This is a genomic window from Mesorhizobium humile, from assembly GCF_033977215.1.
In the GTDB taxonomy this organism is placed as follows: domain Bacteria; phylum Pseudomonadota; class Alphaproteobacteria; order Rhizobiales; family Rhizobiaceae; genus Mesorhizobium; species Mesorhizobium humile.
Genome location: NZ_JAVIIV010000011.1, coordinates 158990 through 175462, shown reverse-complemented (window position 1 = coordinate 175462; position 16473 = coordinate 158990). Strand labels below are relative to the sequence as shown.

At 65.0% G+C, this 16473-nt stretch carries 17 protein-coding genes; 10 read left to right on the top strand and 7 right to left on the bottom strand.

What is annotated here, in order from left to right; genetic code table 11:
- Positions 1 to 10: 10 nt before the first annotated feature.
- The 3 genes from RFM52_RS18240 to RFM52_RS18230 all read left to right on the top strand — a co-directional run bounded on the left by RFM52_RS18240 (position 11) and on the right by RFM52_RS18230 (position 2076).
- A complete protein-coding gene (locus RFM52_RS18240) occupies positions 11 to 787 on the top strand; it encodes an SDR family NAD(P)-dependent oxidoreductase (protein WP_320293063.1) in 777 nt (258 codons plus the stop codon).
- A gap of 242 nt (positions 788 to 1029) precedes the next feature.
- Positions 1030 to 1674: a TetR/AcrR family transcriptional regulator gene (locus RFM52_RS18235; protein WP_320293062.1), complete on the top strand. Its 645-nt coding sequence runs from the start codon at positions 1030 to 1032 to the stop codon at positions 1672 to 1674.
- A gap of 168 nt (positions 1675 to 1842) precedes the next feature.
- Positions 1843 to 2076: a DUF680 domain-containing protein gene (locus RFM52_RS18230; RefSeq protein WP_320293061.1), complete on the top strand. Its 234-nt coding sequence runs from the start codon at positions 1843 to 1845 to the stop codon at positions 2074 to 2076.
- Between the two features lie 85 nt (positions 2077 to 2161).
- On the opposite strand, the gene RFM52_RS18225 is transcribed toward RFM52_RS18230, so the two are convergent.
- The 5 genes from RFM52_RS18225 to RFM52_RS18205 form a co-directional block, all read right to left on the bottom strand.
- Positions 2162 to 2386 (bottom strand): hypothetical protein, encoded by a 225-nt coding sequence (locus tag RFM52_RS18225; RefSeq protein WP_320293060.1) that lies wholly within the window; start codon positions 2384 to 2386, stop codon positions 2162 to 2164.
- 85 nt (positions 2387 to 2471) lie between these two features.
- Entirely contained in the window at positions 2472 to 3050 is a 579-nt protein-coding gene (locus RFM52_RS18220) for a sarcosine oxidase subunit gamma (RefSeq protein ID WP_320293059.1), read from the bottom strand.
- The gene (locus RFM52_RS18215) at positions 3043 to 6036 is read right to left on the bottom strand and encodes a sarcosine oxidase subunit alpha (RefSeq protein ID WP_320293058.1); all 2994 of its coding nucleotides are present in this window, start codon (positions 6034 to 6036) and stop codon (positions 3043 to 3045) included. Before RFM52_RS18215 ends, RFM52_RS18220 begins: the two co-directional genes overlap by 8 nt.
- Positions 6033 to 6329, bottom strand: coding sequence for a sarcosine oxidase subunit delta (locus RFM52_RS18210; protein WP_320293057.1), 297 nt, complete (start codon positions 6327 to 6329; stop codon positions 6033 to 6035). The genes RFM52_RS18215 and RFM52_RS18210 overlap by 4 nt, the downstream gene beginning before the upstream one ends.
- Before the next feature lie 35 nt (positions 6330 to 6364).
- A complete protein-coding gene (locus tag RFM52_RS18205; RefSeq protein WP_320293056.1) occupies positions 6365 to 7618 on the bottom strand; it encodes a sarcosine oxidase subunit beta in 1254 nt (417 codons plus the stop codon).
- Between the two features lie 204 nt (positions 7619 to 7822).
- Here RFM52_RS18205 and RFM52_RS18200 point away from each other — a divergent pair, with 204 nt between their 5' ends.
- The 7 genes from RFM52_RS18200 (at position 7823) to RFM52_RS18170 (ending at position 13337) form a co-directional block, all read left to right on the top strand.
- Positions 7823 to 8191: a YrdB family protein gene (locus tag RFM52_RS18200; RefSeq protein ID WP_320327868.1), complete on the top strand. Its 369-nt coding sequence runs from the start codon at positions 7823 to 7825 to the stop codon at positions 8189 to 8191.
- A gap of 100 nt (positions 8192 to 8291) precedes the next feature.
- The gene (locus RFM52_RS18195; RefSeq protein WP_320293054.1) at positions 8292 to 9050 is read left to right on the top strand and encodes an SDR family oxidoreductase; all 759 of its coding nucleotides are present in this window, start codon (positions 8292 to 8294) and stop codon (positions 9048 to 9050) included.
- 106 nt (positions 9051 to 9156) lie between these two features.
- The gene (locus RFM52_RS18190) at positions 9157 to 9543 is read left to right on the top strand and encodes an SET domain-containing protein (protein ID WP_320293053.1); all 387 of its coding nucleotides are present in this window, start codon (positions 9157 to 9159) and stop codon (positions 9541 to 9543) included.
- Between the two features lie 179 nt (positions 9544 to 9722).
- The gene (rpsU, locus tag RFM52_RS18185) at positions 9723 to 9989 is read left to right on the top strand and encodes a 30S ribosomal protein S21 (protein ID WP_027165252.1); all 267 of its coding nucleotides are present in this window, start codon (positions 9723 to 9725) and stop codon (positions 9987 to 9989) included.
- A 132-nt stretch (positions 9990 to 10121) separates the two neighbouring features.
- Positions 10122 to 10973: a tetratricopeptide repeat protein gene (locus RFM52_RS18180; protein WP_320293052.1), complete on the top strand. Its 852-nt coding sequence runs from the start codon at positions 10122 to 10124 to the stop codon at positions 10971 to 10973.
- A gap of 199 nt (positions 10974 to 11172) precedes the next feature.
- Positions 11173 to 11649 (top strand): DUF992 domain-containing protein, encoded by a 477-nt coding sequence (locus tag RFM52_RS18175; RefSeq protein WP_320293051.1) that lies wholly within the window; start codon positions 11173 to 11175, stop codon positions 11647 to 11649.
- 236 nt (positions 11650 to 11885) lie between these two features.
- Positions 11886 to 13337: an MFS transporter gene (locus RFM52_RS18170; RefSeq protein WP_320293050.1), complete on the top strand. Its 1452-nt coding sequence runs from the start codon at positions 11886 to 11888 to the stop codon at positions 13335 to 13337.
- Here the strand turns inward: RFM52_RS18170 and coaBC are convergent.
- Complete coding sequence (coaBC, locus tag RFM52_RS18165; RefSeq protein ID WP_320293049.1) at positions 13334 to 14806, bottom strand: bifunctional phosphopantothenoylcysteine decarboxylase/phosphopantothenate--cysteine ligase CoaBC; 1473 nt, start codon at positions 14804 to 14806, stop codon at positions 13334 to 13336. The two genes, RFM52_RS18170 and coaBC, sit on opposite strands and share 4 nt — an antisense overlap.
- A 72-nt stretch (positions 14807 to 14878) precedes the next feature.
- Positions 14879 to 16453 (bottom strand): 2-polyprenylphenol 6-hydroxylase, encoded by a 1575-nt coding sequence (gene ubiB / locus RFM52_RS18160; RefSeq protein WP_320293048.1) that lies wholly within the window; start codon positions 16451 to 16453, stop codon positions 14879 to 14881.
- Positions 16454 to 16473: the final 20 nt, after the last annotated feature.

The window sequence follows — 16473 nt, the reverse complement described above, 5'->3', positions numbered from 1 at the left end:
GAGCCGAGCGATGGGCCGTTTCGATGGGATGACGGTGCTGATCACCGGCGCGACCGGCGGCCTCGGCAGCGGCGCGGCAAAGGCCTTCGCCGCCGAAGGGGCGAGGCTCGTGCTCTCTGATATCGACGAGACTGCGCTCGGCGGTTTCGCCGCAACGCTCGACGCCGAGACTGCTCACCTTGCCGGCAACATTGCCGACGAAAAACTCTCGGAGGACCTGGTGAAGCTTGCCGTTCAAAAATTCGGCCGGCTCGACATCGCCGTCAACAATGCCGGCATCGTGCACGCCTTCGTGCGCCTGCCACAGGTGACCTCGGAGGAAGCGCGCCGCGTGGTCGAGGTCGACCTGCTCGGCGTCTTCTATGCCATGAAGCACCAGATCCCTCAGTTGGAACGGCAGTTCAGGGAAAGCGGCAAGGGCGGCGTCATCGTCAACATCGCCTCGGTCGCCGGTCTCTCCGGCGCGCCGAAGCTTTCGGTCTATGCCGCCGCCAAGCACGGCGTCGTCGGGCTGACCCGCTCTGCCGCCGCGGAATATGCCAGCAAAGGGATCCGCATCAACGCCGTCTGCCCGGCCCACACCCGCACGGCGATGGTCGACGGTTTCGTGCGTTTCACCGGAGCGCCCGAAGCCGAAGCGCTTGCCGAGCTTACGCGCGGCGTGCCGATGAAGCGCGTCGGCGAGGTCGATGAGATCACCACCGGCATCCTGTTCCTTGCCGACCCCGGCAACTCCTTCATGACCGGCCATGCGCTGGCGCTCGACGGCGGCATCGGCGCCATTTGAACGTGCTGGGGAGCGGCTAGAGCAATTCCAGGAAAAGTGTGATCGGTTTTCCGTTCGGAATTGCGTAAAAACAAAGAGATAGAGCGTTTCGCCGTTTCCGTGAAACGGTGAAACGTTCTAGGCTCCGCAATCGCGTTAACCGAAGAGTTTGAACGGACGTTGCGGAACCGGAGCGCTCTCTTGTCCGTTTCCGTACAGCGTATATAATTTCGTCAGGCAACCAACGAAAAAGGCAGCGGACATTGACGCTGAGCGTTCAGAAACGCCGCGAAAAACAAAAGGCGGAGCTTCGCTCCGAACTGGTCGCGGCGGCTCACAAGCTGGTGCAGGAAGAAGGCTATGAGGGCCTGACCATCCGCAAGCTGGCCAAGCGGGTCGGCTATGCGCCGATGTCGGTCTATTCCTATTTCGCCGACAAGCAGGACATCCTCTTCGCGCTGGCTGAAGACGCCTTCGAAACGCTCGCCCGGCGCATCGAGGACCATCCCGCCGACGATCCGGTCGAGGCGCTCAAGGCGGTGATGACCGAATATGCCGCCTTCGGGCTCGGCAATCCCAATGAGTATCGCACCGTCTTCATGACCGAGAAGACCAAGCTGCCCGAGGGCCGCAGCCACGAGGACATGGAAGAGGGCAATCCGGCCATGAAGGTGCTGATCAAACGCGTCGAGGCCTGCGTCGCGGCCGGCAAGCTCAAGGGCGATCCGCGCGCCATCGCGACCATGCTGTGGACGGTCGGCCACGGCACGATTTCGTTGCTGATCACCTTTCCCTTCTATCCTTTCGGCGACCCCGAGACTTACGTGAAGCGCATGTGCAACTTCATGATGGCCTCGCTGTCGGAACACGAAATCCCGCCGCTCACCGAAACCCCGGTCGACTGCTGATCGCCACAGCTGTTTTTGCGCCATCTTCGGCTTGATTCGCCGTGGCGAGTTCCTACGTTCAAAAAAAGTTGTCGTACGCGTACAGATTTCCTCTTGAATTCCGTTTCCGCTCACCGTATTTGTACGCTGTATCGTACATGTACGAAAAGAGATGACTGGAGACGGAAAATGAAGAAGACCATCCTCACCCTCGCCGCCGTGCTGGCTTTCTCGGGCGCCGCTTTTGCCGGCACGACCCAGTCGGTCAAGCACGCTCCGGCCGCCTGCGTCCAGACCAAGGCCAATGTGGTTCTCGATTGCACCGCCACCGGTTCGGTCGAAAAGGCGGACGCCACCAAGACCCAGACCAAGACCCCGCGCCTCGGCATCGACGTCAGCCCGTGGTTCGTGCCTGGCCTGTAAGTTCTGTCGGGACGATCAATGAAAATGGGCGGCACTTGGCCGCCCTTTTTCGTTTTGCCTGCAGCTTCGAGGACCGGCCCGAAGCCTATTTCTTGGGCCGTTTCGTTCCCGCCACGGCCTTGGGCTTGCCGGGCTTGGCCGGCGCGCCGGGGATGGCGCTACTGGTGATCGACACCGGGTCACTGGCTGGAAACGTGTCCTCGAGGCCTTCCTCGAGTTCCTCTTCCTCGACCTCGCGATGGCGCTCCTGCTCCAGCGAACGCACCGCCGCTGTCTTCTTCGGCGACTTCGGCGCGGTTCTGGACGGCATCGACAACCTCCCTCGCAAGCTGCGGAAACGGACAGGACCGGCGATGGTTCCTGCCGCGCGGCTTTCCGACAGGGCAGCGTGAAGATCAGTTCGCCGCGTCGCTTGCCGCTTCCGACAGCAGAGTAAAGACATAGTCCGAGAAGGAACGCCAGCACTCCACCCGGAACGCGTCGGCCGCCGTGCGCAACAGCACGATCTCGGATTTGCCGAGAATGGTGCGCGAGGCCGCGCCGACCGGGAAAGCCTCGAGCGACAGGTCTTGCGGACAGCCCGAACTGACCGTCACCGCGGCGGCAGGTCCAACAACTGAAATCCCGACATTGCGATGCGAGATGCCGACCGCCGAATGCAGCGCCGTCACCTTGGCGCAGTCGGCGAGCGGATCGTTGCCCGCCTCGTCGATGATCAGCCATTCGTCCGGTCCGAGCCACAGCGCCGTGCGCCCGTCCTTGGTCGCCGAGGTCTTCGGCTTTGTCGGCAGCGTGACGCCGAGCGCCTTGGATAGCGCGGCAAGCGAAGCCTGCGGCGCGCGCAGCGAAATACGCTCGGCCGGCGGCAGCATCTCCACCTTCACGCCTGGCGCCGACAGCGTGCGACCGGCAAGCGCTGGGCGCCGCTCGACGGAAGCGGAAGCGGCTTTTGTCTTGGCGGCGGCCTTAGCCATTGAGGCGTTCTCCCTTCTCGTCGACGAACACCATGCCTGTGACCTCGACCTCGATCGTGCCGTTCGGCATCGGCACGTAGAGCGTCTCACCCATGCGGTCGCGGCCGCCGGCGACCAGCGCGAGCGCGATCGAGCGGCCGCAATTCTCCGACCAGTAGCTCGACGTGACATGGCCGATCATCTTCATCGGGATCGGCTGCTTCGGATCGGCGACGATCTGCGCGCCCTCTTCCAGCACGACCTTTGGATCCCTGGTCTTCAGGCCGACGAGTTGCTTGCGGCCCTTGGCCACCAGATCCGTCCGGGTCAGGCCGCGGATGCCGACGAAGTCGGTCTTCTTCTTGCCGACCGCCCAGTCGAGCCCGGCATCGTTCGGCGTCACCGTGCCATCGGTATCCTGGCCGACGATGATGTAGCCCTTTTCGGCGCGCAGCACGTGCATCGACTCGGTGCCGTAGGCGGTCGCGCCATGTTTCTGGCCTTCGGCCCACAACGCTTCCCAGACCGCCTCACCGTAATCGGCCGGCACGTTGACCTCGAACCCGCGCTCGCCGGTGAAGGACATGCGGAACAGCCTCGTCGGCACGCCGCAGATCTTGCCTTCGCGCACCGACATATGCGGCATTCCCTCATCCGACATGTCGATGCCCTCGACCAGCGGCGCGATGATTTCGCGCGACTTCGGCCCCTGCACCGCGATCACCGCCCACTGCTCGGTGATCGAGGTCAGCCAGACGTTGAGATGCGGGAACTCGGTCTGGAGGTAATCCTCCATGTGGTTCATGACGCGCGGCGCGCCGCCGGTCGTCGTCGTCACATGGAAGCGATCGGGCGCCAGCCGACCGACGACGCCGTCATCGTAGATGAAGCCGTCCTCACGCAGCATGATGCCATAGCGGCAGCGCCCGGTTTCCAGCTTCTCCCAAGGGTTGGTGTAGAGCAGCTCCATGAATTTCGCGGCATCCGGCCCGACCACCTCGATCTTGCCGAGCGTCGAGGCGTCGAACAGCCCGCCGACCTTGCGCACCGTCACGCATTCGCGGTCGACCGCCTTGTGCATGTCCTCGCCGGCTTTCGGGAAATACCACGCGCGCTTCCAGTGGCCGACATCCTCAAACACGGCGCCATGCGACGCAGCCCAGCCATGCGTTGCCGTGCGGCGGGTCGGGTCGAACAGCGCGCCGCGCGCATGCCCGACGATCGAGCCGAAGGTCACCGGCGTGTAGGGCGCGCGGAAGGTTGTGAGGCCGACCTGCGGGATCGGCTTGCCGAGTTCCTCGGCGGCGATCGCCAGCCCGTGCATGTTCGACGTCTTGCCCTGGTCGGTCGCCATGCCGTTGGTGGTGAAGCGCTTGACGTGCTCGATAGAGTGCATGCCTTCATGCACCGCCTGGCGGATGTCCTTGGCGGTGACGTCGTTCTGGAAATCGACGAAGGCCTTGACCGTGGTACCCGGCCCGGCACCGGGCCCTGCGCCCAGCATGCCGCGCGACCAGCTCTCGCCGGCGTCGACCTTCGGCTTGGCTCCCTTGCCGGCTTTGCCGCCGGCGTCCTTCGCCGCCTTGGCGCCCGCCGCATAGGCCTCGTCGACCGTCGCGTCCAGTCCGTCTGTGCCGTTGCAGGCGCCGACCGAGACGCAGTCCTGCGCATAGGTGCCGGGCACGAAGCGCTTGGTCTCATCGTTGAAGGCGACCTTGCCGCGCGACTGCGAGAACAGATGCACCGACGGCGTCCAGCCGGCCGACATCAGGATCGCGTCCACCGGAATGGTCCGCTCGCCGCCGCCATTCTTCGGTTGCACGGTCATGGAGGACACGCGCAGCTTGCCGCCGGCGCTGACCACCGCACGGCCGAAATTGATCTCGATACCGAGCGCCCTCGCCTCGTCGATCACCGGTCCGGCCGGGTTGTCGCGCAGGTCGACGATCGCCGCGACATTGACGCCTGCCTTCTTGAGGTCGATGGCCGCCGCGTAAGCGGAATCGTTGGCCGTATAGACGCCGACATTCCTGCCGACCGCGACGCCATAATGGTTGAGGTATGTGCGCGCCGCAGAAGCCAGCATCACGCCCGGGCGGTCGTTGTTGGCGAACACCATATGGCGCTCGATTGCGCCGGTGGCGATCACGACGCGCCCGGCGCGAACCTGCCACAGGCGTTCGCGCGCCAGCTCATGTCCGGGGCTCTTGAGATGGTCGCTGACCCGCTCGACCAAGCCGACGAAATTCTGCGCGTAATAGCCGAAGGCAGTCGTGCGCGACAGCACGCGCACATTGTCCATCGCCTTGAGCTTCGCGATTGCGGCTTGCGCCCACGCATGGCCGCTCTGGCCGTCGATCCTGGCGCCGCTCTCGAAGCGCAGGCTGCCGCCGAATTCGGCCTGTTCGTCGGCGAGGATCACCCGCACGCCCGTTTCGGCCGCGGCGAGCGCGGCCGCAATGCCGGCGGCGCCGCCGCCCAGCACCAGCACCTCGCAATGCGCGTAGCGCGCGGCATAGTGGTCCGGATCCGGCTTCTCGGGTGAAACGCCGAGGCCGGCGGCCGCGCGGATCTTCGGCTCGTAGAGATCCTTCCAGGCCCATTTCGGCCACATGAAGGTCTTGTAGTAGAAGCCGGCCGAGAACATCGGCGAGGCGATGTCGTTGACGGCGCCGATGTCGAAGGCGAGCGAGGGCCAGCGGTTCTGCGAGTTGGCCGTCAGCCCGTCATAGAGCTCCTGCACGGTGGCGCGCACATTGGGCGTCTTGCGCGCATCGTCGCGCACGATCTGCACCAGCGCATTGGGCTCTTCCGCGCCGGCCGAGAGGAAGCCGCGCGGCCGGTGGTACTTGAACGAGCGCCCGACCAGGTGCACGCCATTGGCGAGCAGCGCCGAGGCAAGCGTGTCGCCCTCGATGCCGGTATAGGACTTGTCATCGAAGCTGAACGAGGCGGTCTTCGCCTGGCTCAGGCGGCCGGCGCCGGAGATACGGAATGCGGCGCTCATTTCGCGGCTCCAGGCAGTTTCGCCGGCTTCGGCTCGCCGGCCTTGTAGGTCATGACGAACCTGTCGGTGACGGTGTCGCGCACCGCGTTGAAGAAGCGCGCGCAACCATGGATGTGCCGCCAGCGCTCGTAGATGACGCCCTTCGGATTGGCGCGGATGAAGAAGAATTTCTCGAAATCGTCGTCGGTCTCGGCGGCAATGTTGGTGGAGCGCGCGATATGCGCCTCGCCGGCATTGCGGAACTCGAGTTCCGGGCGCTCTTCCTCGCAATAGGGGCAGCGGATGAGAAGCATTCTGTTTGTTCCTACAATTCGCCGTAGTCGATGGATCAGTGCGCCACCGCCGCCGCGGCGGCCTCGTCGATGAGACGGCCGGTGCGGAAGCGCTCGAGCGTGAAGGGCGCGTTGATCGGATGCGGCTCGTCCTTCGCGATCGTATGGGCAAAGACGTTGCCCGAACCGGGTGTCGCCTTGAAGCCGCCCGTGCCCCAGCCGCAATTGACGTAGAGGCCCTTGACCGGCGTCTTCGCCAGGATCGGCGACCGGTCGGGAGTGACGTCGACGATGCCGCCCCAGGAGCGCAGCATCTTCATGCGCGTGAAGATCGGGAACATCTCGCAGATGGCATCGAGCGTGTGCTGCAGGATGTGCAGGCCGCCGGTCTGCGAATAGGAGACATACTGGTCGGTTCCGGCGCCGATGACGAGCTCGCCCTTGTCCGACTGCGAGATATAGGCGTGCACGGTGTTGGACATCACCACGCAGGGCACGACCGGCTTGATCGGCTCCGACACCAGTGCCTGCAGCGGATAGCTTTCGAGCGGCATGCGCACGCCGGCCATGTTCATGATGACGGAGGAATGGCCGGCCGCGACCACGCCGACCTTCTTGGCGCCGATGAAGCCGCGCGTCGTCTCCACGCCGCTGACCGCGCCGTTCGCGGCGCGCTTGATGCCCGTGACCTCGCAGTTCTGGATGATGTGCACGCCGCGCGCTGAGGCGCCCCGCGCATAGCCCCAGGCAACCGCGTCATGACGCGCCGTGCCACCGCGCCGCTGCAACGCCGCGCCCATCACCGGATAGCGCGCTTCCTTGGAGATGTTGAGCGGCGGACAGAATTCCTTCGCCTGCTCCGGCGTCAGCCACTCATTGTCGATGCCGTTGAGCCGGTTGGCGTGGATGTGGCGCTTGAACACCTGGATGTCGTGCACATTGTGCGCCAGCATCATGACGCCGCGCGCCGAATACATGACGTTGTAGTTGAGCTCCTGGCTCAGCCCGTCCCACAGCTTCAGCGCATGGTCGTAGATGCCGGCGCTCTCGTCATAGAGGTAATTGGAGCGGATGATGGTGGTGTTGCGGCCGGTGTTGCCGCCGCCGAGCCAGCCCTTTTCCAGCACCGCGATGTTGGTGATGCCGTGCTCGCTCGCCAGATAATAGGCCGTCGCCAGGCCATGCCCGCCGGCGCCAACGATGATGACGTCGTATTCCTTCTTCGGCTCGGGCGACGTCCACTGCTCTTCCCAGCCCTTGTGGCCGCGCATGGCCTCGCGGGCAATGGCGAATACCGAGTATTTCTTCACGTTAAGCCTCGCGCCAAAAATCGCGGATGTGGTTCGGGCCTCTCCCGTCACGCGAGGTGTATCACTAGCGAAACAGCGATGTCATCCTTGCGCTGTTTGCGACGGCGCTTGCCGTTTTGCGCCGCGGTCAAAATGATGCATCCGATCTGGCTTCGACAGGGGTCTTCGGCGACACTTCCCGTCGCGCGAAATCCGGAGACGATGATGGGTAACGCCTGGTGGAATCTTATCCTGCGCTTTCTGCTTGAGCTTGCCGCCTTGCTTGGTCTCGGCGTGGCGGGCTGGAGCCTCTCGGCCGGATTCTGGCGCTGGATTCTCGCAATCGCCTTGCCGCTCGTCGCGGCTGTGTTGTGGGGTACTTTCGCCGTGCCCGATGATCCGAGCCGGTCGGGCCGGGCTCCGGTGCCGGTGCCCGGCGCCGTCAGGCTGGCGCTGGAACTTGTCATCCTGTGCGGCGGCGCCACGGGATTCTATCTGACCGGTCACGCCGCCATTGGCATCGTCATGGCCCTGTTGATTGCCTTCAACTATGCCTTCTCGCTGGACCGGCTGGGTTGGCTGTTGCGGCAGTAGGGCAATGGCGGCCGTTGCAGGTTTCGGGTGGCCGCGGCAATCCTCATCTGCGACCAAGCATCCATCGCCGCAAGCCGGCACAAAGGAAGGATGCTGAGACATGTTCACCCTGGCAAGCAAAGTCGCCATCGTCACTGGCGCCAGTTCCGGCATCGGCCGCGCCACCGCCAGGCTGTTTGCCGAGCAAGGCGCGAGCCTGGTCGTGGCCGCCCGGCGCCAAGCCGAGCTCGACACGCTCGTCGGCGAGATCGAGGATGCCGGGGGCACTGCGGTCGCACTTGCGGGCGATGTAAGGGACGAAGCCTATGCGCGGGCGTTGGTGGAACTCGCTGTGGCTCGCTTCGGCGGCCTCGACATCGCCTTCAACAATGCCGGCGCCGTTGGCGTGATGGGGCCGGTCACCGACTTGGCGCCGGCGACCTGGCAGGAGACGATGGACACCAACCTGACCAGCGCCTATCTCGCCGCCAGGCACCAGATTCCGGCCATGCTGGAGCGCGGCGGCGGTTCGCTGATCTTCACCTCGAGCTTCGTCGGCTACACTGCCGGCATGCCGGGCATGGCTGCCTACGCCGCAGCCAAGGCCGGACTGATCGGCCTGACGCAGGTGCTCGCCGCCGAGTACGGCCCGCAAGGACTGCGCGTCAACGCGCTGCTGCCCGGCGGCACCGACACGCCCGGCGCGACCACGACCACACCCGAGGCGCGCGCCTTCGTCGAAGGCATTCATGCTTTGAAGCGCATGGCGCAGCCGGAGGAGATCGCCCGCTCCGCGCTCTATCTCGCCTCGGATGCCTCGAGCTTCACCACCGGCACGGCATTGTTTGCCGATGGCGGCGTCTCGATCAACCGGACGTGATCGCCCGGCGGACAGCAGACATGCTCATCCGTTGAAATCTAGCGATACGGCCTTGCATTCCGGTCCAATTTGACGATTTGTTTCCCGTCGAAATCGGACCGGAACGATGCTGCTGATCAGAACCTATGTTGCCCAGAGCGCCATCGAAGGCGTCGGGGTCTTTGCCGCGGAGCCGATACGCAAAGGCGCCTCGATCTGGCGCCTCGATCCGGATTTCGACCGGCTGATCCCGATGGAAAAATATGAAGCCGCATCCCCGCATCTCAAGGAACTGCTCGACCGCTATGCCTATCCGAGCCCGGACAAGCCCGGCTTCATGGTCTATGAGGTCGACAATGGCCGCTTCATGAACCATTCGGAGCGGCCGAACACGGATTTCTCGCAATATGGCGGCGCCACCGCCATTCGCGACATCGCCGCAGGCGAGGAAATCACCTGCGATTATGGCGAGTTTTTCGAGGACTTTGCCCGCCTCCATCTGGCGACCGCGTAGGGCGGACAAGCGTTCGGGCGCAGCGCCCGGTTTTTTGATCGCTGTTTCCCGCAATCAGCGGTGGACATCCCAGCCTGATTCTGCTATCAGCCGCCACAATTCGCGGTGCAATTCGCCGCGGAGGCATCCCAGCTATGGCTGATTGCCTAACGATTTCAAACCCGAAGACAGGATTGCCCGTGCAGGTACTCGTCCGCGACAACAACGTTGATCAGGCGCTTCGCGCGCTGAAGAAGAAGATGCAGCGCGAAGGTATTTTCCGCGAAATGAAGATGCGCGGTCACTACGAGAAGCCGTCCGAGAAGCGTGCCCGCGAGAAGGCTGAGGCCGTGCGCCGCGCCCGCAAGCTGGCCCGCAAGCGCGCCCAGCGCGAAGGCCTGCTGCCGATGACCCCGCGTCCGGCTCCGGCTGGTGCCGCCGGCGCTTCGCGCTCGCCGCGCTCATAACGCCTATTTTTCGTCCTTTTCGAAGGATACCGAGGGTGGCGCGATGCGGAATCGCCGCCACCTTTTTGTTTATGCATAGGAGCCGGTTCGGAGAGGGAACGAACTGACGGCGCTGCGGCAGTGAGGACAAAGATGAACGCAATTTCCGTGGAGCGCAAAACCGCTTTTCGCGGCTTCGCCCTGACGGCGGCCCTGCTTTCGGGTCTGACGCTTGCAGCATGCCAGACGACGCCGACCGGCGAGTTCAACAACATCGACAAGGCGCAAGGCTCGAGCGAGAACATCTCGTCGCTTTCGGCCGTCATCCAGCGCAGCCCGCAGGATCCCGAGGGCTACAATGTGCGCGGCTCGGCCTATGGCCGCGGCGGCCAGTACCAGGCGGCGCTGAAGGACTTCAACCAGGCCATCCAGCTCAACCCGAACTTCTACCAGGCCTATTCGAACCGCGCGCTGATCCAGCGCTTCCTCGGCAACCAGGAAGCCGCCTTGGCCGACTATAACCGCTCGATCCAGATCAACGCCAATTACGACGCCGCCTATATCGGCCGCGGCAATCTCTATCGCAAGGCGGGCCGCACCCAGGATGCCTTCAACGACTTCCAGAAGGCGATCCAGCTCGACACCACCGACGCTCGCGCCTACCACAATCGCGGCCTGATCTATCAGAGCCAGGGCCAGCACAAATTCGCCATCGAGGATTTCTCGACCGCGATCTCGCTGGCGCCGGACGCTGCCGAGCCCTACAACGGCCGCGGCCTCTCCTATCTGGCCACAGGCGACGAGGACAACGCCTTCTCCGACTTCAACATGGCCATCAAGCTCGACGGCAAGAACGCCGAGGCATGGGCCAACCAGGCGCTGATCTACGAAAAGCGCGGCGACAAGGTCAAGGCATCCAAATCCTATCGCGAGGCCGTCCACCTCGACCCGAACTACCAGCCGGCCAAGGACGGCCTGTCGCGCACCGGCGGCAACGCCAGCTGATCGAAAGCTGACGCCGCGTCGTCCCCGGTCGCCGCTGACGACCGTGGTGTTGCGCTGCGGAAACGCCCGATAGCGATCCGTTAACCGCCCAGCGCGATGCGTTAACCCTTGCCATGTTCGCGCCAAGTTTCCGGCGGAACGCTCCGTGCACCTCGATCGTTTAAGCCGGGGCCAAGATTTTCGCGAAAGGACCTTTCCAATGATCAAAACACTTGCCTGTGCCGCTGCCGCGCTTGCCGCCACGGTCCTCGCTTCTCCGGTAAGCGCCGGCACGCTCCGGCTCGGCACGCTCGATTGCACGATCGACGGCGGCATCGGCTACGTCATCACGTCGAACAAGGGCGTCGCCTGCACTTTCCGCCCGTATCATCACGGGCCGGCCGAGCAGTACACCGGCATGATCTCCAAGCTCGGCGTCGACATTGGCCAGACGCATCAGGGTCAGCTCGTCTGGGCGGTGCTCGGCGCCACGCGTCATCATGAGGCGGGCGACCTCGCCGGCAGCTATTACGGCGTCAACGCCGAGGCTTCCGTGGTGACCGGCGGCGGCGCCAATCTCCTGGTCGGCGGCCTCGACGGCGCCTTCATGCTGGAGCCGCTCAGCGTCCAGGCGCAGACCGGCGTCAACCTCGCCGTCGCGGTGGCCTCGCTGGATCTCGTCCACTCCTACAAGTGAAGCTTTCGGCTTCAAAAGTCCGTCTGGAACACTTGGCCCGGAACACCCTTGTTCCGGGCCAAGTGCTTTTTTGAGGATCGCATAAGGTCGTTAAACCCACGATCCTGCCTGCAACGTCAGATTCGCGAAAAAGCCTCTTGAGCTCAACTACGCTTGAGGTTCTACAAGCACCGCCGAACTGGACCTGGCGCCCATTTGAAAAGCGAATGAGGCTGCAATGCATCGAGGAGATTGGCGTGACGGCAGAAAGCGGCAACAAGGTGCCCGGCCACAGGGTGGATTGGCGGGCGCTGTGGGCGAGTGGCGACCTGGCACGCTTCTGTTTCGTCAGCCTCGGTATCCTCCTGCATGCCACCAACGAGACGATGGTGGCGACGGTGATGCCCGCCATGGTCGGCGATCTCGCGGGCGTGCAGCTGGTTGGCTGGTCGCTGGCGGTCTACGAGCTTGGCGCCATTGTCGCGGGTGCCGCGGCCGGCCGGCTGGTCAGCTATGTCGCGCTGCGCTCCAACATGATGGTCGCAGCCCTGCTCTATGCGGCCGGCGCGTTGATTTGCGCAACGGCCCCTTCGATGCCGCTGTTCCTCGCCGGGCGCCTGGTCGAAGGCCTTGGCGGCGGCGCGCTCGTGTCGCTGGCCTTCGTCTCGGTCGAGCGCCTGTTTCCACGCAACATCTGGCCGCAGCTCTTCGGCATCATGTCCGCGGTCTGGGGCGTCGCCGCCTTCAGCGGCCCGATGCTCGGCGCGCTCATGACGGAGTTCCTGTCATGGCGCTGGGCGTTCGGCATCTTCACTTTCGGCGGCGCGGCGATGGCGCTGGCGAGCTTCATCGTGCTTGACACGCCCGAGGCAGCGAAGCCGCAGGCCGTCGGCGGCAGGGCGCCACGCTTTCCCTATCCGGCGCTCGCCTGTCTCGCCTTCAGCGTGGTGCTGATCGCCGCAGCCGGCATCGATATTGCCCTTGTGCGCTCGTCGCTGCTGCTCCTGCTCGGCCTGATCGGCTTGGCGTTGTTCTTCCGCATCGATGCTCTCAGGCCGCAATCGCGGCTCTTTCCATCGCCTTTGTTCTCGTGGCGCTCGCCGCTTGGCAGCGGCATGACCATGGTTGCGGCATTCTCCGTGGCCACCTGCAGCTTCACCATCTACGGGCCGCTGCTTCTGACCACGCTGCACGACATACCGATCCTGACCACCGGCTACATCATTGCCGCCGAATCGATCGCCTGGTCGATCCTGTCGATCCTCGTCGCCAATGCGCCGCTGGAGCGCGAGAGACTGATCATCGTCGTCGGCGCGCTGATGATCGCCTCCGGTCTCGCCGGTTTCGCCTATGCCATTCCGGCAGGCTCGATCCCGCTGATCCTGCTCTGCGCCCTGCTGCAGGGCGGCGGCTTCGGCGTGTGCTGGCCATTCCTCACGCGCGTCATCGTCGCTTCGGCCCGCGACGGCGAGCAGACGATAGCCTCGGCCGCCGTGCCGACCATGCAGCGCATCGGCTACGCGGTGGGCGCAGCACTTGCCGGCATCGTCGCAAATGCCAGCGGCTTCTCGGAGGGCCTGAACCGTGAAGCCGCCGCCGGCGTCGCCGGCTGGCTGTTCCTCGCCTTCGTGCCGCTTGGGGTCCTTGGATGCATCGCCGCGCTCAGGATCGCGCTGCCGGCGTTGCGGCCTCAGCAAGCGGCCGGCTAGACGACAATTGTCGCCAGCCGCTCGGCAATCAACGTGGCGAGGCGCGCCGCCACTTCGTCCTTGCCCATTTCCGGCCATTCCTCGACGCCGGTCCTGGAGACGATGCGCACCTTGTTGCGGTCGCCGCCCATCACGCCGGACGGCCCGATGCCGCTTTCATGCGAAACATCATTGGCGACGATGAAGTCGGCGCCCTTTTTCTTGAGCTTTGCCTCTGCATTGGCGATGAGGTCCTGCGTCTCGGCGGCGAAGCCGACGACAAGGCCTGGCCGCTGCGCATGATGGCCGATGCCGGCCAGGATGTCGGGATTTTCGACCATCTGCAGCGAAGGCGGTCCTTCGCCCGCCACCTTCTTGATCTTCTCGCCGGCGGCGTTGGCGGTGCGCCAGTCGGCGACCGCCGCGACAAACACGGCGGCATCCGCCGGCAACAGGCTCTCGACCGCCTGCTTCATCTGGGCGGCTGTTTCGACATGCGTGGTCGCGACACCGGCCGGATCGGCGATGGTGACTGGACCGGAGACGAGCCGCACATCGGCGCCGAGCTTCGCAAGCGCGGTCGCGATCGCATGGCCCTGCTTGCCCGACGAGCGGTTGGCGATGTAGCGCACCGGATCGATAGGCTCATGCGTCGGCCCGGAGGTGACGATGATCCTGCGGCCGGCAAGCGGCTTCGGCTTCTCGTCGAGCATCGCCTCGATCGCGGCGACGATCTCGAGCGGCTCGGCCATACGGCCCTCGCCCGCTTCGTTGCTTTCGGCCATCTCGCCCTTGGCGGGACCGACAAAGGCGATGCCGTCCTTCTGCAAGGTCGCGCGATTGCGCCGCGTTGCCGGATGCGCCCACATCTTCGGGTTCATCGCCGGGGCCATCAGCACCTTCTTGTCGGTGGCCAGAAGCACCGTCGAGGCAAGGTCGTTCGCATGGCCGTTGGCGAGCTTCGCCATCAGGTCGGCGGTCGCCGGCGCAACGACAAGCAGGTCGGCCTCGCGCGACAGGCGGATATGGCCGACATCGTGCTCGTCATTGCGGTCGAACAGCTCGGTGAAGACATGGTCGGCCGAAAGCGCGCCGACCGACAGCGTGGTGACGAATTCCTGCGCGGCCGACGTCATCACCACCCGCACCGAAGCGCCGCGTTCGCGCAGCCTGCGGATGAGGTCGAGCGCCTTGTAGGCGGCGATGCCGCCGCCGATGATGAGCAGGATGCGCTTTCCGGAGAGCGAGCCCCTCGGGACCGGCCTGCCGGCAGCGGCGACAACCGGCGTCGCCTGCTCATTCGCCTCTGTCAGCGCACGCAGGGTCTGCTCGATCTGGCCGATGCGGTCGGACTGCCCCGCCCGGCCTTCGACCGCGGCGCGGATCATCGCCCGCGCCTGCTCTTCCATCGAGCAGCCATTTTCGGCCGCGAGTTGCCGGAGCAGGTCCTTGACCTCGTCATCGAGATTACGGATCGTGATGCTAGCCATGTGATTGCACTCGCTTGCATGCAGTGCATGCGATGATAGCAATGCAATCAGACTGCGGCAACCGCTTGGCAATCAGAGCAATTTCCAGGCGATGTAGATCAGGGTCAGCGCGATCACCCACAGCGCTACGCGGCCGGAGCGGGTGTGGCGCGCTTCGGCCTTGCCGATGGCGCGGGCGGTCGCTTCGTCGAAGCGCAGGCCTTTCTCGGCCATCAGATCGATCTCGCGCGACAGTCGGTCGGTGCGGGCAGCGAGGTCCGGCGCTTGCCGTGCAAGCGCCAACAGCGCCTTGGCGCCGTCGCGCGCGTCGGTGAGCAGTCCGCGCGGACCGAGATTGCCGGCGATCCAGTCGCCGACCACGGGCTCCGAGGTCTTCCACATGTTGAAGGCCGGATCGAGCGTACGGGCAACACCCTCGACGACCACCATCGTCTTCTGCAGCAGGATCAGCTCCGGCCGAGTCGCCATGTCGAACAGCTCGGTGACCTCGAACAGCAAGGTCAGGAGCTTGGCCATCGAGATGGTGTCGGCCGACTGGCCGTGGATCGGCTCGCCGATGGCGCGGATCGCCTGCGCGAAGGCCGAGACATTGTGCTGGCGCGGTACATAGCCGGCCTCGAAATGCACTTCGGCGACACGCTGGTAGTCGCGCACGATGAAGCCGTAGAGGATCTCGGCGAGGAAGCGGCGCTCCTTCTTGCCGAGCCGGCCGGCAATGCCGAGATCGACCGCGACGATGGTGCCGTTGGCCTCGACGAACAGGTTTCCCGGATGCATGTCGGCATGGAAGAAGCCGTCGCGCAGTGTGTGCCTAAGGAACGACTGGATGAGGTTGGCGGCGATCGCCTTGAGGTCGTGGCCGGCGTCGGCAAGGCCGGCGATGTCGTTCATCTTGACGCCGTCGATCCACTCCATGGTGAGCACGTCGCGGCCGGTCCGCTCCCAATCGACCGCGGGCACGCGAAAACCCGGATCGTCCTTGGTGTTTTCGCCGAGTTCCGAGAGCGCCGCCGCCTCGAGCCGCAGGTCCATCTCGATCCTGGTGGTCTGCGCCAGCGTCTCGGTAACCTCGACCGGGCGCAGCCGGCGCGACGAGGGGATGTATTTTTCCTGCAGATGGGCCGCGAGGAAATAGCTTTCGAGATCCTGGTAGAAGCGGTGCCGCACGCCGGGCCGGATCACCTTAACCGCCACGCGCGAAGCGGCGCCTTCGCGCGCGACCTCCGCACTGTGCACCTGCGCGATCGAGGCGGCAGCCACCGGCTGACCGAAGGCGACATAGAGGTCGTCGATCTTGCGCCCGAGCGAGCCTTCGATCGCGTGGACCGCTTCCGCCTTCGGGAAGGTGTGCATCTTGTCCTGCAGCAGCGCGAGATCGAGCGCCATGTCGTTGCCGACGACATCGGGCCGCGTCGCCAGGAACTGGCCGAGCTTGACGTAGGAGGGTCCGAGCCGCACCACCGCCCGCGCCAGCCGGTCGCCGCGCTGATAGCTTAGCGCCCGACGGCGGGTAAAAAGCCGCGCCACGCGCCAGCCGAATTTCGGCATGCCGGACAGCTCTTCGCCCGGCAACGCCGCGACGACGCCCTCGCGGACCAGCACCCAGCCGGCCCTGGCCAGCCTGAAGGCGGCGCCGACGCTGCTCATAGGCCAGCCTGTTTCAAAGG